This is a genomic window from uncultured Caulobacter sp. (assembly GCF_937900395.1).
Classification (GTDB): Bacteria; Pseudomonadota; Alphaproteobacteria; order Caulobacterales; family Caulobacteraceae; genus Caulobacter.
Map to the genome: position 1 here is coordinate 1 of NZ_CALCDX010000213.1, position 20,856 is coordinate 20,856.

Below are 20,856 nucleotides of genomic sequence, written 5' to 3' on the forward strand. Positions count from 1 at the left end.
CGGCCTGATCCTGTGCGGCGGCAACATCGACACCCGCCTGCTCGCCTCGGTCCTGACGCGTGAGCTGGTGCGCGCCCAGCGCCTGGCCTCGCTGCGGATCATCGGCGACGATCGTCCAGGCCTGCTGTCGACCGTGGCCAGCGTGATCGGCGCGATGGGCGCCAACATCATCGAGGTGAACCACAACCGCCTGGCGCTGGACGTCCCGGCCAAGGGCGCGGAGTTCGACATCACGATCGAGACCCGCGACGCCCAGCACACCCAGGAGGTCATGGACGCCCTGCGCGAGAGCGGTTACCCGCCCCGCGCCGTCTAGGCCTTATTCCTTAGGTTTGCCGGGACCGATCCGGTTCACGTCCAGCAGCTCGATCCGGAAGATCATCACGCTGTTGCCGGGGATCGGCCCCTTGTCTTGCGCGCCGTAGCCCAGCGCCGGCGGCACGTAGAGGATCCACTCGTCGCCGGCCTTCATGCGCTGGAGGGCGATGACCCAGGCCGGGACCAAGCCGTCCAGCGGGAACACCGCCGGCACGCCGCGCTCGTAGCTGCTGTCGAATACAGTGCCGTCCAGCAGCTTGCCTTCGTAGTGAACCTTCACCTCGTCGGCGGTCGTGGGGTGCAGGCCGCCCTGCGGCCCCTCGCGCACCACCTTATACTGCAGGCCCTGCGGCAGGGTGACGACGCCCGGCTCCTTGGCGTTCTTGGCCATGAAGGCGTCCGCGGCCGCGAGGTTCTCCTGCGCCTTCTTGCTGGGACCACAGGCGGAAAGCGTCAGGCCGGCGGCGACGAGGGTGAGGAGCAGGGCGCGACGGAGCATGGAAGACCTCGGACGAAACTGGCTGTCCAGCTAGCACGGACAGCGCGGGATTCCACCTCTGACCCATTACGCCAAACGATTTCACGGAACAGTGGTGGCTTTCGGTCGCCAGCTTTTCTAGAAACGGCGTCCCAACATTAGACGAGCCGCTCATGAAACCCGTTCGTAAAGCCGTCCTTCCCGTCGCCGGCCTGGGCACCCGCGTCCTGCCTGGGACGAAGACCACGCCGAAGGAGCTTCTGAACGTCGTCGACCGGCCGATCCTGTCCTACATCGTCGAGGAAGGCCGCAAGGCCGGCATCGAGCACTTCGTCTTCGTCACCGGCCGCTCGAAGGGCGCGATCGAGGACTATTTCGACCATCAGGTCGAGCTGGAAGCTCAGCTGGAAGCCAAGGGCAAGACCGACATCCTCGATCAGCTGCGCGCCGAACTGCCCAAGCCGGGCGAGATGAGCTTCGTGCGCCAGATGGCGCCGCTGGGGCTGGGCCACGCCGTGTGGTGCGCCCGTGACATCATCGGCGACGAGCCCTTCGCGGTCATGCTGCCCGACGTGATCGTCGACGCCGAACCCTCGGCCCTGAACCAGCTGATCGAGGTCTACAACAAGGTCGGCGGCGGCAACGTCATCGGCGTCGAGGAAGTCCCCGCCAGCGAGACCCACAAGTACGGCATCGTCGCGCCGGGCAAGGTCGACGGCCGCGTCGCCACCATGACCGGCATGGTCGAAAAGCCGCCGCAAGGCACGGCGCCCTCGAACTGGTCAATCGCCGGCCGCTACATCCTACAGCCCGAGATCTTCGGCCTGCTGGCCAGCCAGGAGAAGGGCGCGGGCAACGAGATCCAGCTGACGGACTCGATGGCCAAGCTGATGCAGCAGCAGCCTTTCCACGCCTATGTCTACGACGGCGTCACCCATGATTGCGGCGACAAGATCGGCCTGCTGCGCGCCAACGTCGCCCTGGCCCTCAAGCGCGCCGACCTCGGCGCGGCCGCCCGCGCGGCGGTGGAAGCGGCCCTGAAGGCTTAAGCCCATTCGGCGAGGACGCCCTCGTCGTCCTCGCGCCCTCTCAGCGCCGCCGCCGTGTCTCCCAGGAGCCGGCGCGCGGCCCAGACCGCCGCGCCGCGTACGATCGGCGCGGGATCGGCCAGCAACGGCTGGACCACCGCCATCAAGCCGGCGTCGCCGCTGTTGCCGATCGCATAGAGTACGTTGCGCACGAAGCGGTCGCGACCGATCCGCTTGATCGGGTTCTTCGAGAACAGCGCCCGAAATTCGGCATCATCCAACGCCGCGAGTTCGGCCAGGGACGGCTGGCTTAGGGCTTCGCGGGCTCGCAGCTTCGCCTCACTGGAAAGCGACGCGAACTTGTTCCAGGGACAGACCGCCAGGCAGTCGTCGCAGCCGTAGATCCGGTTGCCCAGGGCCGGCCGGAACTCCGTCGGGACCGGCCCGGCAAGCTCGATGGTCAGGTACGAGATGCAGCGACGCGCATCCAGCTGACGCGGCGCGGGGAAAGCCTTGGTCGGGCAGATGTCGAGGCAGGCGCTGCATCGGCCGCAGTGATCCGTCTCGGGTGCGTCTGGAGGCAGGTCCAGAGTGGTCAGAACGCTGCCCAGGAACAGCCACGAGCCGAACTCGCGCGACACCAGGTTGGTGTGCTTGCCCTGCCAGCCGAGCCCGGCCCGCTGGGCCAGCGGCTTCTCCATCAGCGGCGCCGTGTCGACGAACACCTTCACGTCCTGGCCGAACCGGCGATGCATCCAGCCGGCCAGCACCTTCAGACGTTTCTTGATCACGTCGTGATAGTCGTCGCCCTGGGCGTATACCGAGATCGCCGCGCGGTCGGCTTGCGCCAACTGCTCCAGCGGATCGATGTCGGGACCGTAGTTGACGCCCAGCACCACGGCCGACTTCGCCTCGGTCCACATGGCCGTCGGATGCGAGCGCCGCTCAAGCGTCTCCTCCATCCAACCCATGGCGCCGTGGCGGTCGGCCTCGACGAATTCGCGCAGCCACTCTCCGTTGGGCCAGGCCTCCGCCGCGTCGGCGAAGCCGCAGGTCGAGAACCCCAGCGCGAGAGCCTCGGCGCGGATCTCGTCCTTGATCGCTTTAGGGGTCAGCTCAGAAGTCGAGGTCGTCATAATGCGCGGCCGGCGCGAGGCCGGGCCAGCGATCGGCCAGGATGGGCCGGAAGGCCGGCCTCGACTTCAGCTTCATGTACCAGGTCTTGGCCGCCTGGAAGTCCTTCCACGGCACGTCGCCGAAATAGTCGATGACGGACAGGTGCGCCGCGGCGGCGAAGTCGGCCAGACTCATCCGGCGACCGGCCAGCCAGTCGCGGGTCTGCAGCAGGCTTTCGATGTAGCCCAAATGCATGCGCAGCGCCTCGCGGCCCTGGCGCAGCGCGGCGAGATCCGGCGCGCCCATCCGCAACAGGCGCTTCTCCATCTTTTCGTGCAGGAGGAAGCCGTTGACCTCGTTGTCGAACTTGCGGTCGAACCACTGCAGGAGGCGGCGCGCCTCGGCCCGCTCGGCCGGATCACGGCCCAGCAGCGGCGGCTCCGGCTCGTTCTCTTCGATATGCTCGAGGATGGCGCGGGTCTCGCAGGCGGTCACGGTGCGCTGGTTGCGCGTCTCGACCAGCACCGGCGGCAGGCCCGAGGGATTGAGCGCCGAGAACTCAGGCGGCATTTCCCAGTAGCGAACCTGGACCTCGACGAACGGCAGCCGCTTCTCGCCCAGCGCCAGACGCACCTGTCGCGAGGCGGGATCCAGGGGGAAATGGTGAAGGGTGCGTTCGACGCTCATGCCTTAGGTGCGCTCAGGCTGCATCGAAAGAGCGATGCGCCGTTTTGCTTAACAAGAGATTGCTGAACCGCGATTACTCAGGAAAACCAGGCTTTTGCGCGGCGGTTTGATCAGGCCTTCGCGTTCATCCGCCCGATCAGGGCCGTAGTGCTCTGACCCTGCTTGAGCTCGGCCAGCAAGACCTTGCCGCCATAGCCCAGCACGACATCCGAGCCCACCACGGTCTCGACGGTGTAGTCCGCGCCCTTGACCAGCACGTCCGGCTTGAACGCCTTGATCAGTTCCAGCGGCGTGTCCTCGTCGAAGAGCACGACCAGATCGACAGACGACAGCGAGGCCAGCACCGTGGCGCGGCCCTGCTCCTTCTGCACTGGCCGGGTCGGGCCCTTCAGCTTGGAGACCGAGGCGTCGGTGTTGAGGCCGACGATCAGTCGGTCGCACGCGGCCTTGGCCTGGGACAGCAGCGAAACGTGGCCGGGATGCAGCAGGTCGAAGCAGCCGTTGGTGAAGCCGACCTTCAGCCCCCGCGCCCGCCAGCCCTCGACGATGTCGCGGGCTTGGGAAAGGTCGGCGATCTTGATCTCGCCAGGCTCGCCTTGTTCGGAGCCCGCGCGGGCCGTCAGCTCGGTGGCCGTGACGACGTCGGTGCCGAGCTTGGCGACCACCAGACCGCCGGCGAGGTTGGCCAGATGCGCGGCCTCGACGAGGCTGGCGCCGGCCGCGACCGCAAGGGCCAAGGTGGCGGCCACGGTGTCGCCCGCTCCGGAGACGTCGAAGACCTCCACCGCCGTCGCCGGCAGATGGACGGGCGCCTCGCCGCGCACCGACAGAGTCATGCCGGCGCCGCCACGGGTGATCAGGGCCGCCTCCAAGGTCGGGGCCATGGCGAGGATCGCCGCGCCGGCCTCTTCGGAAGCCTCGTCGCTATTGTCGACGATTCCGGTGGCCTCGGCGGCTTCCTTCCGGTTGGGCTTGATCAGGGTCGCGCCGTCATAGCGGGCGAAGTCGCGGCTCTTGGGATCGACGATCACCGGCTTGCCGGCGGCGCGGGCGGCGGCGATCGCCTCGCGCACCACAGCGTCGGTCAGCACGCCCTTGGCGTAGTCGGACAGCACCACGACGTCGGCGCTCGCCAGCCTGGCCTTGAAGGCCGCCAGCAACGCCGCAACGTCCCCCGGCGCGCGGTCCTCGCGATCCACGCGCAGCATCTGGTGCGATCCGGAAATATAGCGGACCTTCTCGGTCGTGCGACGGCCGGCGTCGGCGATCAGCTCGGCCTCAAGGCCGGCCTCGGCGTCGATCATCCCGCGCAGGGCCGCGGCGGCGTCATCGTGGCCGACCAGCCCGACCAGCACGGCCTTGGCGCCCAGGGCCGCGACGTTGCGCGCGACATTGCCCGCGCCGCCCAGCATGGCGGTTTCCTTCTCGACCGCGATCACCGGCACCGGCGCCTCGGGCGAGATGCGGTCGACCGCGCCATAGACGAAACGGTCCAGCATCACGTCGCCCAGGACCAGCACGGTCTTGCCGGCGAAGGCGCGGGGCAGATGGGCGAGGGTGTCGTTCATGCGGAGTTCCGTACCGCTCCGCCCCGAAAACTCAACCCTCGACGCTCTCGGCGAAGACGCCGCCGTGCTTTTCGGCGAGGCCCCGTGGGTCTGGGTGGATGATGATGTCGGCCGAGGGGAAGGCTTCGAGCAGTCGGTTCTCGGCGGCGACCATGATCGTGTGCGCTTCGGCCAAGGAGATATCGGAAGCCAGGTCCGCATGCATCTGCATATGGACGTAAGGCCCAGAAGCGCGCGTCCGCAGCTGGTGGACGCCCAGCACGCGCGGATCGACCGTCGCCAGCTGGACGATGCGGGTGCGCTCCTCCTCGGGCAGTTCCTGGTCCATCAGTTGGGCCGAGGCTTCGCGGAACACGCCAATCGCGCCCCAGATCAGCCACAGCGCCACCACGAGGCCCGCGGCGGCGTCCAGCCAGGGCAACCCCAGCCACGCGGCCGCGCCGACACCGACCAGGGCGACCAGGTTCGAGGCGAGGTCAGCCGCGTAGTGGGCGCGGTCGCCGGAGATGGCGATAGAGCCGCTGGCCTTCACGACGCGAGTCTGGGCGGTGATCAGGGCCAGGGTCAGGCCGATCGAGATCAGCATCACCACGACACCGGCCAAGCCATGCTCGACGGGACGGGGATGCAGCAGGGCGTTGATCGCCTCGCGTCCGATCAGCGCGCCGGAAGCGAAGACCAGCCCGCCTTGCATCAGGCTGGAAAAGGCCTCGGCCTTGCCATGGCCAAAGCGGTGCTCGGCGTCCGGCGGCTCGGCGGCGTAGCGCACGGCGTAGACGGTGATCAGCGAGGCCACGAGGTCGAGCGCGGAGTCCGACAGCGACGCCAGGATCGCCACCGAACCGCTGGCCACCCAGGCGATCGCCTTGACCACGATCAGGATCGACGCCGTCGCCACGGACAGCAGGGCGACCCGGCGGGTGGCGGCGCGGACTTCAGGCGAGGCGGCGGAGAGCGACATGGCCGCCTTTTAGCAAGGCGGCCCGTTTTGCCCCAGCGCGAACGACTCGCGACGCTTCAGGCGGCGATGCGCGGCTGGGGACCGACGTACACCGACTGCGGCCGGATCAGCCGTCCGCCCGCCAGTTGCTCGCGAGCGTGGGCGATCCAGCCGGCGACGCGGCCCATGGCGAAGACGCAGGTGAAACTGGACGGCGGCAGGCCCAAGGCCTCCAGCAGAAGCGCCGTGTAGAACTCGACATTGGTGTCCAGCGGCCGGTCCGGCTTGTGCTCGCGCAGGATCTCCAGCGCCGCTTGCTCGACCGCCTCGGCGAAGGCCAGCCGGCCCGGCAGGGCGGCCGAAGCCGAGGCCAGCTTGCGCACAGCGGCTTTAAGGGCGTCGGCGCGCGGATCGCGGACGCGGTAGATGCGGTGGCCGAAACCCATCAGCCGGTCGCCGCGCGCCAGGGCCTTTTCCAGCCAGGGCCGGGCGTTGGCCGGCGCGCCGATCGCATCCAGCATCTCGATCACCGGACCGGGCGCGCCGCCATGCAGAGGTCCCTTCAGGGCCGAAAGCCCCGCCAGCGTCGCCGAGGTCAGGCCGGCGCGCGTAGAGGCGACGACACGGGCCGCGAAGGTCGAGGCGTTCAGGCCGTGATCGCAGACCGTGACGAGGTAGGCGTCCAGCGCGGCGGCCTCGGCGTCCGTGACCAGCGCGCCGCGGGTCATCCTCAGGATGTCAGCGGCGTGGGACAGGGACGGGTCAGGCGCGACGGCGCTCTGCCCAGACGCGACGCGCAGCACGGCGGGGGTGAAGACAGCGGGGGCGGCCATCAGCAGCAGGGCGGTCGACAGATCGTCGCCGTCCGGCAGGCGCGCCAGCAGGGCGCGCATGGCCTCGACCGGATCACGGCGTGCGAGAGCCTCGTCCAGAGCGGCGACCTCGGCGAAGACGCGAGCACGGGCCGAGCCGAGCGCCGGGGCGAGGTCGCTAGGCGCGTCCTCAAAGAAGCCGTCGAACAGCAGGTGCGCGACGTCCTCGTAGCGCGTGGTCCCGGAGAGATCCTCGACGGCGTAGCCGCGGATCACCAGGCGGCCTCGCGCGCCATCGACATCGGACAGGACAGTGTGGGCGGCGACGACGCCCTCAAGACCATCGGACATGTGCGGCCTCCTTTCATCGCGAAAGGGCGCTCGCACAGCTTGACTGTCAATCTTGATCAATATAATCAACCTATATGGCTGATTGGATGGACGCAGACCAGGCTCTTGAGCGGCTTGGGATCCGGCCGCAGACGCTCTACGCCTATGTGAGCCGGGGCCGGATCGAGGCCACGGCTCATCCGCAAGACCCCCGTCGCAGCCTCTATCGCGCCTCCGATGTCGCCGCCCTCGCCCAGAAGAAGGCGCGCGGTCGCCGCGCGGCCGACGTCGCCGCCGAGGCCATCGCCTGGGGTGAACCCGTCCTGCCCTCGGCGATCACCACTGTGGCCGGCGGGAAGCTCTGGTACCGCGGCCGCGACGCCGTCCAGCTCGCCGAACAGGGCCTGACGCTGGAGAACGTCGCTCGTCTGCTGCGGCGGGGACATGGGGTCGCCTTGAAGGCCGCCCGTCAGGCGGAGCCGCTGATCGGCGACACCGCGCGCCAGCGTCTGTTCCTGACCTTGGCGACAAGAGCGGGCCGAGAGCCGCCGGCCCGAGGTCGCGCGCCCCTGGCCTTGGCCATGGAAGCCGCCGACCTCCTGGAGGCGATCGTCGATGCGGCGACCGGCCAAGCTGGCGAGGGCCCCGCTCACCTACGCTTCGCCGCGGCTTGGGGCCTCGACACGCAAGGCGCGGATCTCATCCGGCGCGCCCTGGTGCTTCTGGCCGATCACGAACTGAACGCTTCGACCTTCGCCGCGCGCGTGGCGGCCTCGACCGGCGCCTCCCTGTCCGCCGCTTGCCTGGCCGGGCTCTCGGCGCTGTCGGGCCCTTTGCACGGCGGCATGGCCGCGCGGGTCGAGGCCTTCGTCGAGGAGGCCGAGCGTAGCGATCCGGCCCAGGCCGTGGCGGCGCGCCTGTCGCGGGGCGCGTCCATGCCCGGGTTCGACCACCCGCTCTATCCGGATGGCGATCCTCGCGCCGCGGCGTTGCTGGCGACGTTCGAGCCCCCCGCCCTTCTGGCCGAGCTGCGCGCCGCGACCGAACGGGCCACTGGCCTGTCGCCCAATATCGACTTCGCCCTGGTCAGCCTGGCGCGCGCGTTGAGCCTCCCAGCGGACGCCCCCTTCATCCTGTTCGCGACCGCCCGGAGCGCCGGCTGGACCGCCCACGCGATCGAACAGTTGCAGAGCGGCCGCCTGATCCGCCCCAGGGCGCGCTACGTCGGCCCGGCGCCGGAAGGCTATTCGCCCTCTTCCTCATCATAACCGACCAGCCGCAGCGCCCGCGCCGGCAATCCTTCCAGCTCGCACCAGCGCTCCAGCGCCTCCTCGCGGCCGTGGGTGATCCAGACCTCGCCCGGACGAAGCTCCGACAGCGTGCCGGTCAGCTCGTCCCAGTCGGCGTGATCGGACAGGATCAGCGGCAGCTCGACGCCGCGCTGGCGAGCCCGGGCCCGCACCCGCATCCAGCCCGAGGCGAAGCAGTCGACCGGGTCGGGGAAGCGGCGTGACCAGCGGTCGGCCACGGCGCTGGGCGGGGCGATGATGATCTGGCCGGCGAAGGCCTCCTTGGGCCCCGACGCGGTCGCCGGCGCGAGAGGACCGAGTTCGACGCCGTGCGCCTCGTAGAGCGCATTGAGCCGCTCCAGGGCGCCGTGAACGAAGATTGTCTTGTCCCAGCCCGCCTCGCGCAGCAGCCGAATGACCCGCTGCGCCTTGCCCAGCGCATAGGCGCCGACGATGTGGCAGCGCTCCGGAAACTGCTCGACCGAGGCCAACAGGCTGCGGATTTCGCCGGCGTCGTCCGGATGGCGGAAGACTGGCAGGCCGAAGGTGGCCTCGGTGATGAAGACGTCGCACGGAACCGGCTCGAAACGGGCGCAGGTCGGGTCGCGGCGGCGCTTGTAGTCGCCAGAGACCACCATGGTCAGGCCCTTCCAGCGCACCACCGCCTGGGCCGAGCCCAGGACGTGGCCAGCCGGGACCAACGTCACCTCGACGCCATCGCGGGCGTAGGTCTGGCCATAGGCGACGACCTCGCGTCGGCCGGCGAAATCCTCGCCGTAACGGGCGGCCATGATCGCCAGGGTCTCGGGCGTGGCGACCGCGACGCCGTGGCCGGCGCGGGCGTGATCCGAATGCCCATGGGTGATCACCGCCCGGTCCACGGGGCAGACCGGGTCGATGTAGAAGTCCCCCGGCGGGCAGTAGAGACCGCCGGGCCGGGGACAGAGAAGATCTTCGGGCTTGATCACGGCTGGATATGACAACGCCTAAAGGGCTAAGCCTATCCCTCTTGAGGGAGACGGCATGAGCGACAACGAACAAAGCCGCCTGATCGCCACGGCGATGAATGAAGGCAGCCCGCAGGCCCGGGCCCTGGGCTTCTCCACGCTGGAGATCGGCGAGGCCACGGCCTTGCTGAAGGTCCCCTACCGTCCGGAGATCGTCGGCGACCCCGAGACCGGCGTGATCGCCGGCGGCGTGGTGACGACGCTGCTGGACCACGCCAGCGGGCAGGCGGTGCACGCCGCGCTGGAGGCCTGGACCTCGATCGCCACCCTGGACCTGCGCATCGACTACATGCGGTCGGCCGAGCCGGGCCTCGACATCCTGGCGCGCGCCCATTGCTACAAGCTGACCCGCTCGGTCGCCTTCGTCCGCGCCGTCGCCTACGACCGCGATCCGGAGGATCCGGTGGCGACCGCCCAGGCGACCTTCATGCTCGACTCCAGCGCCGGCAAGAAGCCGGGCGCCAACCTCAAGCCATCGCGGGCCAGCCGCGCCCAGACCGGGGGAGCCAACCCATGAGCGACGCCGACAGCCGTCTGGTCTCGATGCTAGAGTCCATCCCCTATGCGCGGTTCCTGGGCGTGCGCGCCGAGCTGGCCGGGGACGAGATGACGGCGATCCTGCCCTTCGCCCAGCACATCGTCGGCAATCCGATGTTGCCGGCCATCCACGGCGGCGTTCTGGGCGCCTTCATGGAGATGACGGCCCTGGCGCAACTCTCGGCCGCCGCGCCGATGAAGCGCCAGCCGCGCACGATCGACGTCTCGATCGAGTACCTGCGCTCCGGACGCCCGCTGACGACCTACGCCCGCGCCAGCATCAAAAAGTTGGGTCGACGGATCGCCAACGTCCACGTCGAGGCGTGGCAGGAGACCCGCTCGGCCCCGATCGCCACCCTGCGCGGCCTCTTCCTCGTGGCGCCGAGCGAGGACGGCGCTTGAAACCTTCGCGGAAGGGCGGGAAGGCGGTCGCCAAAAGCGACCTGCCGTCAAAGACCTGCCTAACCTGCAGCCGCCCGTTCACGTGGCGGAAGAAGTGGGCGAAGGACTGGGAATCGGTGAAATATTGTTCCGATTCGTGCCGTTCACGTAAAATTACACCCATGTAATGCGAATTGAGCGCGATAACATTCTTAAAATCGGCGTAATGAAGCAAAGGTAACGTGCAGTAGCCAAGGGGCGGGCCTATATCCCTGATCACCGGACGCCAACGGGGCGGCCGGAGCAAGAAAGGGATCAAGACCATGACCATGAAGACCACCGCCGTTTCCGGCCTCGCCTCGCTCGTTCTCGCGGTTCTGCCGCTCGTCATCATCGCCGGCTCGCTCGCCCAGAGCCTGTAAGTGATCGCCGCTTAACCTCCGTCGGGCCGCTCTCTCGAGAGCCGCGCCGACGGGAATGGCGATCTAGAAGACTACCGAGAATACAGAGACTTGGCCGTCCGATGCAGGATGGCGTGGCGGCCCGCCAGGCGATCGATATCCGCGTCGTAGCCGCCGCCGATGACCCCGACCACGGGGATCTCAAGATCAAGACAAGCGCCCAGGACATAGGCCTCCCGTCGCCCCAGACCCTCGTCGGTCAGCGACAGCCGGCCTAGCTTGTCATCCGCATGGGGATCGACCCCCGCGTTGAAGAAGACGATGTCCGGCCGGACGCTGGAAAGCAGCGCCGGCAGGATCTCCCCGAGTTTCGCCAGATAGGCTTCATCGTCGGTTCCGTCGGCGAGCTCGATGTCGAGATCACTCACGGCCTTTCGGTGCGGAAAGTTCTTCTCGGCGTGCATCGAGAAGGTGAAGACGCTGGGATCACCCTCGAAGATCCGCGCCGTGCCGTCGCCCTGGTGGACGTCGAGATCGACGACCAGCACCTGACCCACCGCCCCCTCCGCCTGCAGCCGCCGCGCGGCCACGGCCACGTCGTTGAAGACGCAGAAGCCCGCCCCGCTCTCGGCCGAGGCATGGTGACTGCCGCCGGCGGTGTTGCAGGCGATCCCGTGCTGCAGGGCGAGGCGCGCCGCCAGCAGGGTGCCGCCGGTCGCGGCCCGCGCCCGCGTCGCGACGCTCTCGGTGTTGGGCATGCCGATCCGCCGCACGACGTCAGGCGTAAGGGAAAGCTCGATCACGCCCCGGACATAGTCCTCGGTGTGGGCCAGCCGTAGGGTCTCGACATCGGCCGGCTCAGGGCGCGCGAAGCCCCTGGGACCCGGAACGCCCTCGGCTTCCAGCACATTGGCCAAACGCGAGAACTTGTCCATCGGGAAGCGGTGGCCCGCCGGCATCTCGGCGCGAAAGGCGGGATGGTGAACGATCGGCGGGGCTCGCGACATCGTCAGACGATGGGCACCGCGACGGCCTGACGCAAGGAGACGACTTGCGGCGGCGCACAAGCGCGCTTATCGCACTGCGCCATGCAGACGACCGAGAACCTCGCCGACATCCTCGACCTCGAACCGATCGAGGTGAACCTGTTCCGCGGGACCAGCCCCAACGACGGCTTTCCGCGCATCTTCGGCGGCCTGGTCATCGCCCAGGCCCTGCTGGCGGCCTATCGCACCGTGCCGGACCGCGTCTGCCACTCGCTGCACGCCTATTTCATCCGCCCGGGCGATGTGAACGCGCCGGTGCTCTACGACGTCGAGCGCGCCCGCGACGGCGGCACCTTCACGACCCGCCGGGTCGCGGCGATCCAGCATGGCGAGCAGATCTTCAACCTGGCGGCCTCGTTCCAGACCCCGGAAGACGGCTTCGAGCACCAGTCGGAGATGCCGGACGCGCCCGATCCCGAGACCCTGATGACCGAGGTCGAATTCCTGGAGAGCCTGGGCGACCAGATCCACCCCAAGATGCTGGCCCACGCCAAGAAGCCGCGCCCCGTGGACGTGCGCTGGGAAGATCCCCAGAACCCGGTCGCGCCGGTCCAGAAATCGGGGACCAAGAACGTCTGGATGCGGGCCAAAGCGCCGCTCGGCGATGACATTAAGATGCAGCAGGCGGCGCTGGCCTACGCGTCCGACATGGCGTTCATGGAAAGCGCCCTTCGTCCGCACGGCCTGATCTGGACGACGCCGGGTCTCCAGGGCGCCAGCCTTGACCACGCCATGTGGTTCCACCATCCGTTTGACTTCAACGACTGGACCCTGTTCGCCCAGGACAGCCCTAGCGCCTCGCAAGGGCGCGGCCTGGTGCGCGGCCAGATGTTCAGCAAGGACGGCAAGCTCCTGGCCTCGGTGGCCCAGGAGTGCCTGATGCGGGTGCGGAAGTAGCTAGAGCTTCTGGTCCGCCAGTAGCGCCGCCGCCGGATCAGCGATCGCGTCGGCGCGCTCCCGCTCAGACTTTGGCGTCGAGACCAGCGGCTTAGCCGCCGCCAGAGCGCGACGATAGGCTTCGGTCAGAGCGCCCTCCAGCGGCGTCTCGACGTCGGGCTGAACCCCCACGCCGTCCCAGCCCTTGCCGGTCAGCGGATGGATCGCCTGGCCGTTGGGCACGAAGACCGTCAGCCCGAAGCCAAGCGGCGGGGCCGGACGGTTGGATGGATTGCCGCCGCCGCGCGTCCGCGTTCCGATCAACAGGCCGCGCTTGTTGGCCTGGATGTCGTAGGCGAAGCCCTCGGCCGCCGAGAAGGTGCGGCTTCCGGTCAGCACGAAGATCGGCTTGTCGGCATAGAGCGGACCCGTTTTCGGCGTGTCGACCTTTCGCTGCTCGATCTCCGCCTTGCCGTCGGGCGTGCGCCAATGCAGCTGAGCCATGACCAGCGGCGTGCGGGAGAGATGCCCCAGCAATCGGGCGTCGGAGGCGCCGCCCCCGCCGGTGTTCTCGCGAAGATCGATGATCAGGGCGTCGGAATATTGCAGCAGGCCCATGGCCGCGTCGATCAACCGGGCGCCCTCGGGTCCCTGCTCAAAATAGCGGAGCTTCAGATAGCCGATATTTCCCGGCAGGCGGCGGATGGCCATCAGGCCATAGGCGATGCGCTGGTCGATCAACGCCAGCTCGGCGTCGCTGACCTGGGCGACCTTGGCGTCGCGGGTGGCCACCGAGACCTTCAGATGTTGATCGCCGGAGACCTTCAGGGTGATCGCGCTCAGCGCCTCGGCCAGGGCCGCGCGATCGTGAATCTGGATCAAGGCGCCGCGCTGCGCGTGCAGCGCCTTTTGGACCTCGGCCGCCCTGGCCGGATCGAAATAGCCGTTCAAGTCGGCGATCAGCGCATCGACCACCTGTCCGGCGTTCTTGGCGCTCAGGGTTTCATCAGCGGAGGCCGGCGAGGCCAAGGCGAGGGCGATGGCCAGGGCCGTGATCGGCAGGATGCGCATGGAGTCCCCTCGACAAAGCTCGCGGAGGGAAGTCGCATCGGACCGGCGCGCGCGCCAGTTAAGGCTGCGTCATGACCTGCTTGTCATCTGGCGCGATCTTCGCCACGCCTGCCGCCGCGAGGCCGCGCAGCAGCGAGGCCGCCTGCATCCCCACGGTAATCTCGCCGGCCAGCGCCATCCGGATCGCCTCGGCGAGCGGGACCCAGACGCTTTCGATCCGCTCGCTGGGCTCGTCCTGAGGCTCGGCGACCTTCACGACATCGCGCGCCAGGATGATGTGGGTGCGGTTCGTATGGGTGCCGGCGTTGGGACGGGTCTCGCCCACGAGGCTGAGCGTTCCGGCGCAACCGGCTTCCTCCAGCAGCTCGCGCCGGCCAGCCTCGACCGGATCGGTCTCGCCAGGGTCCATGCCGCCCGCGGGCAGCTCGATCGAGATGTCCCCCAAGGCGTGGCGGTACTGCTTGACCAGCAGGACGTTGTTGTCGGCGTCCAGCGCGACCACCTCGACCCAGTCGGGATATTCCAGGACGTAATAAGGCGCGATCACCGCGCCCTCGTCGGTGACGCAATCGTCCGCGCGGACGCTGATCCAACGGTCCTTGTGGATGTGTCGAGAAGCGGTGACCCGCCATTTTCCGTCCGACATAGTCCGGTCCTCTCGGAAAATCAGTCGCGGTCGCCCAGCTCTTCGTCTTCGGACGGGCCTTCTTGTTCGCCCACCAGGGCGGGCGGATCGGCCAGGATCAGGCCTTCGCTGATTTTCACCTCGGGCACGGCCGCCCGCGTGAACGGCAGGTACCAGGTCGGGCCGCCCAGATCCGGGGTGATCTCGAGAATGTCGCCGGCGCCGAAGTTCTGGACGCTCTTCACGCGGCCCAGCAGGACGTCGGTCTGGATGTGGCGGACACTAAGGCCGACCAGGTCGGTCAGGTAGAACTCGTCCTCGTCGGGCTCGGGCAGCGCCGAGCGGAGGACATAGAGACGAAGCCCGCGCAGGGCGTCGGCGGCTTCCTTGGTCTCGACGCCCGGGCAACGGCAGATGACGCCGTCCTTGGTCTTGCGCGCCGAGGCGATGGTCAGGGCGGGCGAGCCATCCTGGCGCTTCAGCATCTTGAAGGCCGCGATGCTCATCGGGTCTTCGGTATAGGTCGAGATCCGCACCTCGCCGCGCACGCCAAAGCCGCCGGCCACGCGGCCGACCAGGATGAGCGGATCGTCGTTGGAGGCGGCCATCGTCCAGACAGAGTCGCGCCGCCGTCTCCGAAGAAACGGCGGCGCAAGAACCCTGATTAGCCTTCGGCGGCTTCTTCGGCCGGGGCTTCGGCAGCCGGAGCTTCGGCGGCCGGAGCCTCTTCAGCCGGAGCCTCCTCCACGGCCGGAGCCGCGGCGGCTTCGGCGGCGGCGGCTTCAGCGGCGGCCTTGGCGTCGGCTTCGGCTTGCTTGCGCTCTTCTTCGCGCTGGGCGCGTTCGGCCAGACGCTCTTGCGCCTTCTTGCCCGGCTGAGCCTTTTGCGGGTTGTTGCCGGCGGTCCAGGTGGTCAGGCCTTGGGCGGCCAGGAAGCGGGCGACGCGGTCGGTCGGCTGAGCGCCCTTCTTGAGCCACTCCTGGATCGACTCGACCTTCAGGGTGACGCGGTTGGCGTCGTCCTTCTTGAGGAGCGGGTTGTAGGTGCCGACCTTCTCGATGAAGCGGCCATCGCGCGGCGAGTGGCTGTCGGCGACGACGATCGAGTAGTACGGACGCTTCTTGGCGCCGCCACGGGCGAGACGGATCTTCAGCATTTCGGTAGTCCTTGGTCTAAAGTTCTATTTCTTGAACGGGTTGAAGCCGGGCAGGCCCAGGCCGGAGAGAGGATTGGGCTTGGCGTCGCCGCCAGTCCCGAGACCCGGCAGGCCGGGCAGCCCCGGGAGGCCTTGGCCCCCCGCTGCATTCGTGTCGGGGGAAGCAAGTTTGCCGCCGCCCATGTTCTTGAGACGGGCCATGTCGCCGCCGCCCATCATCTGGGCCATGCGGGCCAGGCCCTTGCCGCCGTCCTTGCTCATGGCCTTGAACATGTCGGCCATCTGGCGGTGCTGCTTGAGCAGGCGATTGACCTCGGCCACGTCGACCCCGGCGCCGGCCGCGATGCGGCGCTTGCGAGAGGCGGCCAGGATGTCGGGCTTCTTGCGCTCTTCCTTGGTCATCGAGCTGATGATCGCCTGTTGGCGACGGAAGATGCTGTCGTCGATCCCGCTCTCGGAGATCTGCTTCTTGACCTTCTGGACGCCGGGCAGCAGGCCCATGATGCCTTCCATGCCGCCCAGCTTCTGCATCTGCTTCAGCTGCGCCGACAGGTCGTCGAGGTCGAACTTGCCCTTGGCCAGCTTCTTGGCCATGCGCTCGGCCTCGGCGTGGTCGAGGTCGGCCGCGGCCTTCTCCACCAGCGCCACGACGTCGCCCTGGCCCAGGATCCGGCCGGCGACGCGGCGGGCGTCGAACACGTCCAGCTGGTCGATCTTCTCGCCGGCGCCGAGGAACTTGATCGGCAGGCCGGTGACGTGGCGCATCGACAGGGCCGCGCCGCCGCGGCCGTCGCCGTCGGCGCGGGTCAGGATCAGGCCGGTCAGCGGCAGGCGCTCGTGGAACGCCTTGGCCGTGCGGACGGCGTCCTGGCCGGTCAGGCTGTCGGCGACCAAGATGGTCTCGGACGGATTGGCGATCCTGGCGACCTCGGCCGCCTCGCTCATCATCGCCTCGTCCAGCGTGGTGCGGCCGGCGGTGTCGAGGATCAGGACGTCATAGCCGCCCAGCTTGGCGGCCGTGACGGCGCGCTTGGCGATGTCCACGGCGCTCTGGCCGGCGACGATCGGCAGGCTCTCGACCCCGACCTGCTGGGCCAGCAGCGCCAGCTGCTCCATGGCGGCCGGGCGGCGGGTGTCGAGCGAGGCGACCAGCACCTTCTTGCGTTCGGTCTTGTTCAGACGCAGCGCGAGCTTGCCGGTGGTCGTCGTCTTGCCCGAGCCTTGCAGGCCGGCCATCAGGATGATGCTAGGCGGGTTCAGCGCCAGGTTCAGGCCGGTCGGAACGTCGCCGCCCAGCATGTCGACCAGGCCGTCATAGACGATCTTCACCACCTGGTCGGCCGGCTTGACCGAGCGGATGACCGCCTCGCCCGAGGCCAGCTCCTTGGCCTTGCTGATGAAGTCCTTGACGACCGGCAGGGCGACGTCGGCCTCGAGCAGGGCGACGCGGACCTCGCGCAGCGCCTCGTCGATGTCCTTCTCGGACAGCACGCCGCGACCGCCGAGGCGTTCGAAGACGCCGGAAAGTCGCTCTGTAAGGCCGTCGAACATGTCGAACCCTGTTAAATTCCAAGCTCCAAACGCCATCAGCCCCCGTGGACGATCACGTCGACGGGGGTCCTCGCCGTCCTCGTCCGGATGGATCCTGGGCTACCAGGCCGGGGTCGTGACGGTGGAGGCGCTGCTGATAAAGCGCCGGAAGCCGGGGCTTATGCACAGAAAAGGGCGAGGAGTCAAAAGTCAGTCAGCAATGACTATCAAATCCGACCTTCCCGGCGAATGCCGGGACCCAGATCCCAGGCGCTTGGACTGATTGGAAGAGTTCTGAGTTAAAGGAACCCGCCTGAGCGCTTTTCCATCTGGACCCCGGCATTCGCCGGGGAGGTCGGCCGGAGGAAGGATCAGGCCATCCCGAGGAAGTCGCGCTTGCCGACCTCGACGCCATTGTGGCGCAGGATGGCGTAGGCCGTGGTCAGGTGGAAGAAGAAGTTCGGCTGGGCCTGACCCTGGAAATAGGCCAGGCCCTTGACCACGCTGGTCTCGCCGCGACGGGTCAGGGTGATGTCGCGATCCTCGGCGCCCTCGAACGCTGTCGGGTCCAGACCTTCGACATAGGCGATGGCGCGGTCGATGCGGGCGATCAGCTCGGCGAAGCTGGTTTCGACGTCGTCCCAGGCCGGAACCTCTTGGCCGGCCAGGCGCGCGCAGCAGCCCTTGGCGAAGTCGGTGGCGATCTGCACCTGGCGGATCAGCGGGAACATGTCGGGGTAGAGCCGGGCCTTCAGCAGGGCGTCCGGATCCCATCCTTTGGTCTCGACGTGGGCGGCAGCCTTGGTCAGGACGCCTTTCAGGCCCTTGAGCCCCTGGATGAACACGGGCGCGCTGGCCTGGTGGATCGAGATCGACATGGGAAGCTCCGGTGGTGCGATGCGCCTAGATAGGGCCCGCCCCTGGCGACCGGAAGCGGAACGGTTGGCGGAAGCTGTGGGTTTTAGACCTCGAATTCCAACCGACGAGGTCACCCATGAAAGTCAGCGACGCAATGACCAGCCAGGTCTCGATCGCCCGCCCCACCGACACGATCCGACAGGTCGCTGAGACGATGGCCAAGGTCGACAGCGGTGTGGTGCCAGTGGTCGACGACGGCAAGGTCGTCGGCCTGGTCACCGATCGCGACATCGTCCTGCGGGTCGTCGCCGAGGGCCGCAGCTTCGACAGCGCCGTCTCGGACGTGATGTCCGATGGCGAGGTGCTGAGCGTGAAGGAGGACGACATCCTCGCCGACGCGACCGCCAAGATGGCCAACCATCAGGTCCGCCGACTGGTCGTGCTGAACGACGCCGGCGCGCTCAGCGGCATCCTCTCGCTGGGCGACGTGGCCAAGGACTACGGCGCCAAGCAGGTCGGCAAGACGCTGGAGGAGATCTCCCAGGAGCCGGGCGACGCGGCGACGCACTAGCGCCCAGCAAAAAGGGCGGCCCCGCGAGGAGCCGCCCTTTCCTTATTCGCCTAAGCGACCGGCCTTAGACCAGCGAGCTGTCGATGGCCTTGCAGGCTTCCATCAGGCCCTTCACCGACTCGACGGATTTGGCGAACATCGCCTTTTCCGCGTCGTTGGTTTCGAACTCGACGATCTTCTCGGCGCCGCCGGCGCCGATCACGACCGGAACGCCGACATAGAGGTCCTTCAGGCCGTACTGGCCGGTCAGGTAGGTGGCGCATGGCAGGACGCGCTTCTTGTCCTTCAGGTACGAGGTCGCCATGGCGATGGCGCTCTCGGCCGGAGCGTAGAAGGCCGAGCCGGTCTTCAGCAGGGCGACGATCTCGCCGCCGCCCTTGCGGGTGCGGTCGACGATGGCGTCCAGCTTCTCTTGGGTCAGCCAGCCTTGCTTGACCAGTTCCGGCAGCGGCAGGCCGCCGACGGTCGAGTGACGGACCATCGGGACCATGTCGTCGCCGTGGCCGCCCAGGGTCCAGGCGTGGATGTCTTCGACCGAGACGCCGGTGGCTTCAGCCAGGAAGTAGGCGAAGCGGGCCGAGTCGAGGACGCCGGCCATGCCGATGACCTTTTCCTTCGGCAGGCCCGAGAACTGCTGCAGAGCCCAGACCATCGCGTCCAGCGGGTTGGTGATGCAGATGACGAAGGCGTTCGGGGCGTGGGCCTTGATGCCTTCGCCGACGGCCTTCATGACCTTCAGGTTGATGCCCAGCAGGTCGTCGCGGCTCATGCCCGGCTTGCGCGGCACGCCGGCGGTCACGATGCAGACGTCGGCGCCGGCGATGTCGGCGTAGTCGTTGGCGCCCTTCAGGGCAACGTCCTTGCCGAACACGGCCGAGGCTTCGGCGATGTCGAGGGCCTTACCCTGCGGGGTGCCTTCGGCGATGTCGAACAGGATCACGTCGCCCAGCTCTTCGCGAGCGGCGATGTGGGCCAGGGTGCCGCCGATCATGCCGGCGCCGATAAGGGCGATCTTCGCGCGAGCCATGGGGTCTCCATCAAGGCTGTGGACAGTGAAATGTCGCGCGCGGTCTAGACCTGTCGGAGCCTGGCCTCAAGCCCCCTTTCCCGTTTCGCTGCACTGCGGCAAAGATGCATGAACAATGATAATTCAGAGCAGGGTGCGAAAGCCGTGACGACGAAAACTGATCCAGGCAACTTCTTCGAGGACTTCAAGCTGGGCCAAAGGCTGGTCCACGCCACGCCTCGGACCGTCACGGCGGGGGACGTGGCGCTGTATACGGCGCTTTACGGTCCGCGCTTTTCGCTGTTCTCGTCGGAAGAATTCGCGAAGGCCTGCGGCCTTATGTCCGCGCCGGTCGATCCGCTGATCGCCTTCCACGTCGTGTTCGGCAAGACCGTGCCGGACATGCTGAAATCCGACCTCGCCGTCGAATACAAGGTCGATGGCGAGCTGAAGAAGGCCATCGCCGCCTGCGAGAAGGCCCAGGACTACGTCACCCGCGAGATGCTGGTGGTGCAGCTCGACGACACCGAGATGGATCACGCCTACTTCCTGGAAAAGCAGCTCAAGCTGATCGAAATGGTCGGCCTGGAAAACTACCAGCAGAGCCAGATGGGCTCGACCCCGGTTTAAGGAGCGGCGACGATGAAAGGCGACAAGAAGGTTATCGAAGCCCTCAACAAGGTGCTGAAGAACGAGCTGACGGCAATCAACCAGTATTTCCTGCATGCCCGCATGTTCCGCAACTGGGGTCTGGAAAAGCTCAACGACTACCAGTACAAGCAGTCGATCCGCGTCATGAAGGAAGCTGACGAGCTGATCGAGCGCGTGCTCTTCCTCGAAGGCCTGCCCAACCTGCAGAACCTCGGCAAGCTGCTGATCGGCGAGAACACCCAGGAAATGCTGCAGTGCGACCTGAACCTGGAGCTGAAGGCGACCAAGGACCTGCGCGAAGCCATCGTGCATTGCGAGCAGGTGCACGACTACGTCAGCCGCGACCTGCTGAAGGACATCCTGGAGTCGGAAGAAGAGCACATCGACTACTTGGAAACCCAGCTGGGCCTGATCCAGAAAGTCGGCCTGGAGAACTACCTGCAGTCGCAGATGGGCGAACACGAATAAGCACCCTCGCGGTGCTGCATGCCATGGGCCTTCGGGCCCATTTTTTTTGCTCGCCCCACCCCAGCCGCGCCAGCCCGGTCTTCTGCTGTGTCAAGTTGTTGCGAAC

Annotated in this window: 26 protein-coding genes; 11 read left to right on the plus strand and 15 right to left on the minus strand. The window is 67.8% G+C overall.

Annotation, left to right across the window (positions count from 1 at the left end; translation table 11 throughout):
• A partial coding sequence (locus Q0379_RS18405; RefSeq protein WP_299014944.1) for an ACT domain-containing protein occupies window positions 1-316 on the plus strand: 316 nt, incomplete at its 5' end.
• Between the two features lie 3 nt (window positions 317-319).
• Here the strand turns inward: Q0379_RS18405 and Q0379_RS18410 are convergent.
• Window positions 320-817, minus strand: a complete 498-nt coding sequence (locus Q0379_RS18410; RefSeq protein WP_299014946.1) for an FKBP-type peptidyl-prolyl cis-trans isomerase — start codon at window positions 815-817, stop codon at window positions 320-322.
• Window positions 818-969: 152 nt separating this feature from the next.
• Here Q0379_RS18410 and Q0379_RS18415 point away from each other — a divergent pair, with 152 nt between their 5' ends.
• A complete protein-coding gene (locus tag Q0379_RS18415) occupies window positions 970-1,845 on the plus strand; it encodes a UTP--glucose-1-phosphate uridylyltransferase (RefSeq protein ID WP_299014948.1) in 876 nt (291 codons plus the stop codon).
• On the opposite strand, the gene queG is transcribed toward Q0379_RS18415, so the two are convergent.
• The 5 genes from queG to Q0379_RS18440 all read right to left on the minus strand — a co-directional run bounded on the left by queG (window position 1,842) and on the right by Q0379_RS18440 (window position 7,298).
• Window positions 1,842-2,960: a tRNA epoxyqueuosine(34) reductase QueG gene (gene queG / locus Q0379_RS18420; RefSeq protein ID WP_299014950.1), complete on the minus strand. Its 1,119-nt coding sequence runs from the start codon at window positions 2,958-2,960 to the stop codon at window positions 1,842-1,844. The genes Q0379_RS18415 and queG overlap by 4 nt on opposite strands.
• Window positions 2,941-3,627, minus strand: coding sequence for an FtsZ-binding protein FzlA (gene fzlA / locus Q0379_RS18425; RefSeq protein WP_299014953.1), 687 nt, complete (start codon window positions 3,625-3,627; stop codon window positions 2,941-2,943). Before fzlA ends, queG begins: the two co-directional genes overlap by 20 nt.
• 110 nt (window positions 3,628-3,737) lie before the next feature.
• Window positions 3,738-5,195: a D-glycero-beta-D-manno-heptose-7-phosphate kinase gene (gene rfaE1, locus Q0379_RS18430; protein ID WP_299014956.1), complete on the minus strand. Its 1,458-nt coding sequence runs from the start codon at window positions 5,193-5,195 to the stop codon at window positions 3,738-3,740.
• A gap of 31 nt (window positions 5,196-5,226) precedes the next feature.
• The gene (locus Q0379_RS18435) at window positions 5,227-6,156 is read right to left on the minus strand and encodes a cation diffusion facilitator family transporter (RefSeq protein ID WP_299014961.1); all 930 of its coding nucleotides are present in this window, start codon (window positions 6,154-6,156) and stop codon (window positions 5,227-5,229) included.
• A 56-nt stretch (window positions 6,157-6,212) separates the two neighbouring features.
• Window positions 6,213-7,298: a citrate synthase/methylcitrate synthase gene (locus Q0379_RS18440; protein WP_299014965.1), complete on the minus strand. Its 1,086-nt coding sequence runs from the start codon at window positions 7,296-7,298 to the stop codon at window positions 6,213-6,215.
• 74 nt (window positions 7,299-7,372) lie between these two features.
• Between Q0379_RS18440 and Q0379_RS18445 the strand changes: the two genes are divergently transcribed.
• Window positions 7,373-8,545 carry a citrate synthase family protein gene (locus tag Q0379_RS18445; protein WP_299014968.1) on the plus strand — a complete coding sequence of 391 codons (1,173 nt, stop codon included), beginning with the start codon at window positions 7,373-7,375 and terminating at the stop codon, window positions 8,543-8,545.
• Here Q0379_RS18445 and Q0379_RS18450 read toward each other — a convergent pair.
• Window positions 8,521-9,549 carry a ligase-associated DNA damage response exonuclease gene (locus Q0379_RS18450; RefSeq protein ID WP_299014971.1) on the minus strand — a complete coding sequence of 343 codons (1,029 nt, stop codon included), beginning with the start codon at window positions 9,547-9,549 and terminating at the stop codon, window positions 8,521-8,523. The genes Q0379_RS18445 and Q0379_RS18450 overlap by 25 nt on opposite strands.
• A 40-nt stretch (window positions 9,550-9,589) precedes the next feature.
• Here Q0379_RS18450 and Q0379_RS18455 point away from each other — a divergent pair, with 40 nt between their 5' ends.
• The 4 genes from Q0379_RS18455 to Q0379_RS18470 all read left to right on the plus strand — a co-directional run bounded on the left by Q0379_RS18455 (window position 9,590) and on the right by Q0379_RS18470 (window position 10,913).
• The gene (locus Q0379_RS18455) at window positions 9,590-10,090 is read left to right on the plus strand and encodes a PaaI family thioesterase (protein ID WP_299014974.1); all 501 of its coding nucleotides are present in this window, start codon (window positions 9,590-9,592) and stop codon (window positions 10,088-10,090) included.
• Entirely contained in the window at window positions 10,087-10,512 is a 426-nt protein-coding gene (locus tag Q0379_RS18460; protein ID WP_299014977.1) for a PaaI family thioesterase, read from the plus strand. Before Q0379_RS18455 ends, Q0379_RS18460 begins: the two co-directional genes overlap by 4 nt.
• Window positions 10,434-10,679: a DUF2256 domain-containing protein gene (locus Q0379_RS18465; protein WP_299014980.1), complete on the plus strand. Its 246-nt coding sequence runs from the start codon at window positions 10,434-10,436 to the stop codon at window positions 10,677-10,679. The genes Q0379_RS18460 and Q0379_RS18465 overlap by 79 nt, the downstream gene beginning before the upstream one ends.
• Window positions 10,680-10,814: 135 nt before the next feature.
• A complete protein-coding gene (locus Q0379_RS18470) occupies window positions 10,815-10,913 on the plus strand; it encodes a hypothetical protein (protein WP_099537226.1) in 99 nt (32 codons plus the stop codon).
• 71 nt (window positions 10,914-10,984) lie between these two features.
• Here Q0379_RS18470 and Q0379_RS18475 read toward each other — a convergent pair whose 3' ends face one another.
• Window positions 10,985-11,899, minus strand: a complete 915-nt coding sequence (locus tag Q0379_RS18475) for a histone deacetylase (RefSeq protein ID WP_299014984.1) — start codon at window positions 11,897-11,899, stop codon at window positions 10,985-10,987.
• An 81-nt stretch (window positions 11,900-11,980) separates the two neighbouring features.
• Between Q0379_RS18475 and Q0379_RS18480 the strand changes: the two genes are divergently transcribed.
• Window positions 11,981-12,835, plus strand: coding sequence for an acyl-CoA thioesterase II (locus Q0379_RS18480; RefSeq protein ID WP_299014986.1), 855 nt, complete (start codon window positions 11,981-11,983; stop codon window positions 12,833-12,835).
• On the opposite strand, the gene Q0379_RS18485 is transcribed toward Q0379_RS18480, so the two are convergent.
• From Q0379_RS18485 to Q0379_RS18510, 6 genes are all read right to left on the minus strand, one after another.
• Window positions 12,836-13,885 carry a S41 family peptidase gene (locus tag Q0379_RS18485; protein WP_299014988.1) on the minus strand — a complete coding sequence of 350 codons (1,050 nt, stop codon included), beginning with the start codon at window positions 13,883-13,885 and terminating at the stop codon, window positions 12,836-12,838.
• A 58-nt stretch (window positions 13,886-13,943) separates the two neighbouring features.
• Window positions 13,944-14,531 carry an NUDIX hydrolase gene (locus tag Q0379_RS18490; RefSeq protein WP_299014991.1) on the minus strand — a complete coding sequence of 196 codons (588 nt, stop codon included), beginning with the start codon at window positions 14,529-14,531 and terminating at the stop codon, window positions 13,944-13,946.
• A 20-nt stretch (window positions 14,532-14,551) separates the two neighbouring features.
• A complete protein-coding gene (gene rimM / locus Q0379_RS18495) occupies window positions 14,552-15,118 on the minus strand; it encodes a ribosome maturation factor RimM (RefSeq protein ID WP_299014994.1) in 567 nt (188 codons plus the stop codon).
• Window positions 15,119-15,174: 56 nt separating this feature from the next.
• A complete protein-coding gene (gene rpsP / locus Q0379_RS18500; RefSeq protein ID WP_299014996.1) occupies window positions 15,175-15,666 on the minus strand; it encodes a 30S ribosomal protein S16 in 492 nt (163 codons plus the stop codon).
• 24 nt (window positions 15,667-15,690) lie between these two features.
• Entirely contained in the window at window positions 15,691-17,217 is a 1,527-nt protein-coding gene (gene ffh, locus Q0379_RS18505; RefSeq protein ID WP_299014999.1) for a signal recognition particle protein, read from the minus strand.
• Between the two features lie 350 nt (window positions 17,218-17,567).
• A complete protein-coding gene (locus tag Q0379_RS18510; RefSeq protein WP_299015002.1) occupies window positions 17,568-18,074 on the minus strand; it encodes a DUF1993 family protein in 507 nt (168 codons plus the stop codon).
• 116 nt (window positions 18,075-18,190) lie between these two features.
• On the opposite strand from Q0379_RS18510, the gene Q0379_RS18515 reads away from it, so the two are divergent.
• Window positions 18,191-18,625 carry a CBS domain-containing protein gene (locus Q0379_RS18515; protein WP_299015005.1) on the plus strand — a complete coding sequence of 145 codons (435 nt, stop codon included), beginning with the start codon at window positions 18,191-18,193 and terminating at the stop codon, window positions 18,623-18,625.
• A gap of 64 nt (window positions 18,626-18,689) precedes the next feature.
• Here Q0379_RS18515 and mdh read toward each other — a convergent pair whose 3' ends face one another.
• The gene (mdh, locus tag Q0379_RS18520; protein ID WP_299015008.1) at window positions 18,690-19,652 is read right to left on the minus strand and encodes a malate dehydrogenase; all 963 of its coding nucleotides are present in this window, start codon (window positions 19,650-19,652) and stop codon (window positions 18,690-18,692) included.
• A gap of 108 nt (window positions 19,653-19,760) precedes the next feature.
• On the opposite strand from mdh, the gene Q0379_RS18525 reads away from it, so the two are divergent.
• Window positions 19,761-20,261 carry a ferritin-like domain-containing protein gene (locus tag Q0379_RS18525; protein WP_299015012.1) on the plus strand — a complete coding sequence of 167 codons (501 nt, stop codon included), beginning with the start codon at window positions 19,761-19,763 and terminating at the stop codon, window positions 20,259-20,261.
• 12 nt (window positions 20,262-20,273) lie between these two features.
• Window positions 20,274-20,750: a bacterioferritin gene (gene bfr / locus Q0379_RS18530; protein WP_299015015.1), complete on the plus strand. Its 477-nt coding sequence runs from the start codon at window positions 20,274-20,276 to the stop codon at window positions 20,748-20,750.
• Window positions 20,751-20,856: the final 106 nt, after the last annotated feature.

Coding starts and splice junctions, on each gene's coding strand:
- Q0379_RS18410 (WP_299014946.1), bottom strand. CDS start 817: ATGCTCCGTCGCGCCCTGCTCCTCACCCTCGTCGCCGCCGGCCTGACG.
- Q0379_RS18415 (WP_299014948.1), top strand. CDS start 970: ATGAAACCCGTTCGTAAAGCCGTCCTTCCCGTCGCCGGCCTGGGCACC.
- queG (WP_299014950.1), bottom strand. CDS start 2,960: ATGACGACCTCGACTTCTGAGCTGACCCCTAAAGCGATCAAGGACGAG.
- fzlA (WP_299014953.1), bottom strand. CDS start 3,627: ATGAGCGTCGAACGCACCCTTCACCATTTCCCCCTGGATCCCGCCTCG.
- rfaE1 (WP_299014956.1), bottom strand. CDS start 5,195: ATGAACGACACCCTCGCCCATCTGCCCCGCGCCTTCGCCGGCAAGACC.
- Q0379_RS18435 (WP_299014961.1), bottom strand. CDS start 6,156: ATGTCGCTCTCCGCCGCCTCGCCTGAAGTCCGCGCCGCCACCCGCCGG.
- Q0379_RS18440 (WP_299014965.1), bottom strand. CDS start 7,298: ATGTCCGATGGTCTTGAGGGCGTCGTCGCCGCCCACACTGTCCTGTCC.
- Q0379_RS18445 (WP_299014968.1), top strand. CDS start 7,373: ATGGCTGATTGGATGGACGCAGACCAGGCTCTTGAGCGGCTTGGGATC.
- Q0379_RS18455 (WP_299014974.1), top strand. CDS start 9,590: ATGAGCGACAACGAACAAAGCCGCCTGATCGCCACGGCGATGAATGAA.
- Q0379_RS18460 (WP_299014977.1), top strand. CDS start 10,087: ATGAGCGACGCCGACAGCCGTCTGGTCTCGATGCTAGAGTCCATCCCC.
- Q0379_RS18470 (WP_099537226.1), top strand. CDS start 10,815: ATGACCATGAAGACCACCGCCGTTTCCGGCCTCGCCTCGCTCGTTCTC.
- Q0379_RS18475 (WP_299014984.1), bottom strand. CDS start 11,899: ATGTCGCGAGCCCCGCCGATCGTTCACCATCCCGCCTTTCGCGCCGAG.
- Q0379_RS18480 (WP_299014986.1), top strand. CDS start 11,981: ATGCAGACGACCGAGAACCTCGCCGACATCCTCGACCTCGAACCGATC.
- Q0379_RS18485 (WP_299014988.1), bottom strand. CDS start 13,885: ATGCGCATCCTGCCGATCACGGCCCTGGCCATCGCCCTCGCCTTGGCC.
- Q0379_RS18490 (WP_299014991.1), bottom strand. CDS start 14,531: ATGTCGGACGGAAAATGGCGGGTCACCGCTTCTCGACACATCCACAAG.
- rimM (WP_299014994.1), bottom strand. CDS start 15,118: ATGGCCGCCTCCAACGACGATCCGCTCATCCTGGTCGGCCGCGTGGCC.
- rpsP (WP_299014996.1), bottom strand. CDS start 15,666: ATGCTGAAGATCCGTCTCGCCCGTGGCGGCGCCAAGAAGCGTCCGTAC.
- ffh (WP_299014999.1), bottom strand. CDS start 17,217: ATGTTCGACGGCCTTACAGAGCGACTTTCCGGCGTCTTCGAACGCCTC.
- Q0379_RS18510 (WP_299015002.1), bottom strand. CDS start 18,074: ATGTCGATCTCGATCCACCAGGCCAGCGCGCCCGTGTTCATCCAGGGG.
- Q0379_RS18515 (WP_299015005.1), top strand. CDS start 18,191: ATGAAAGTCAGCGACGCAATGACCAGCCAGGTCTCGATCGCCCGCCCC.
- mdh (WP_299015008.1), bottom strand. CDS start 19,652: ATGGCTCGCGCGAAGATCGCCCTTATCGGCGCCGGCATGATCGGCGGC.
- Q0379_RS18525 (WP_299015012.1), top strand. CDS start 19,761: ATGAACAATGATAATTCAGAGCAGGGTGCGAAAGCCGTGACGACGAAA.
- bfr (WP_299015015.1), top strand. CDS start 20,274: ATGAAAGGCGACAAGAAGGTTATCGAAGCCCTCAACAAGGTGCTGAAG.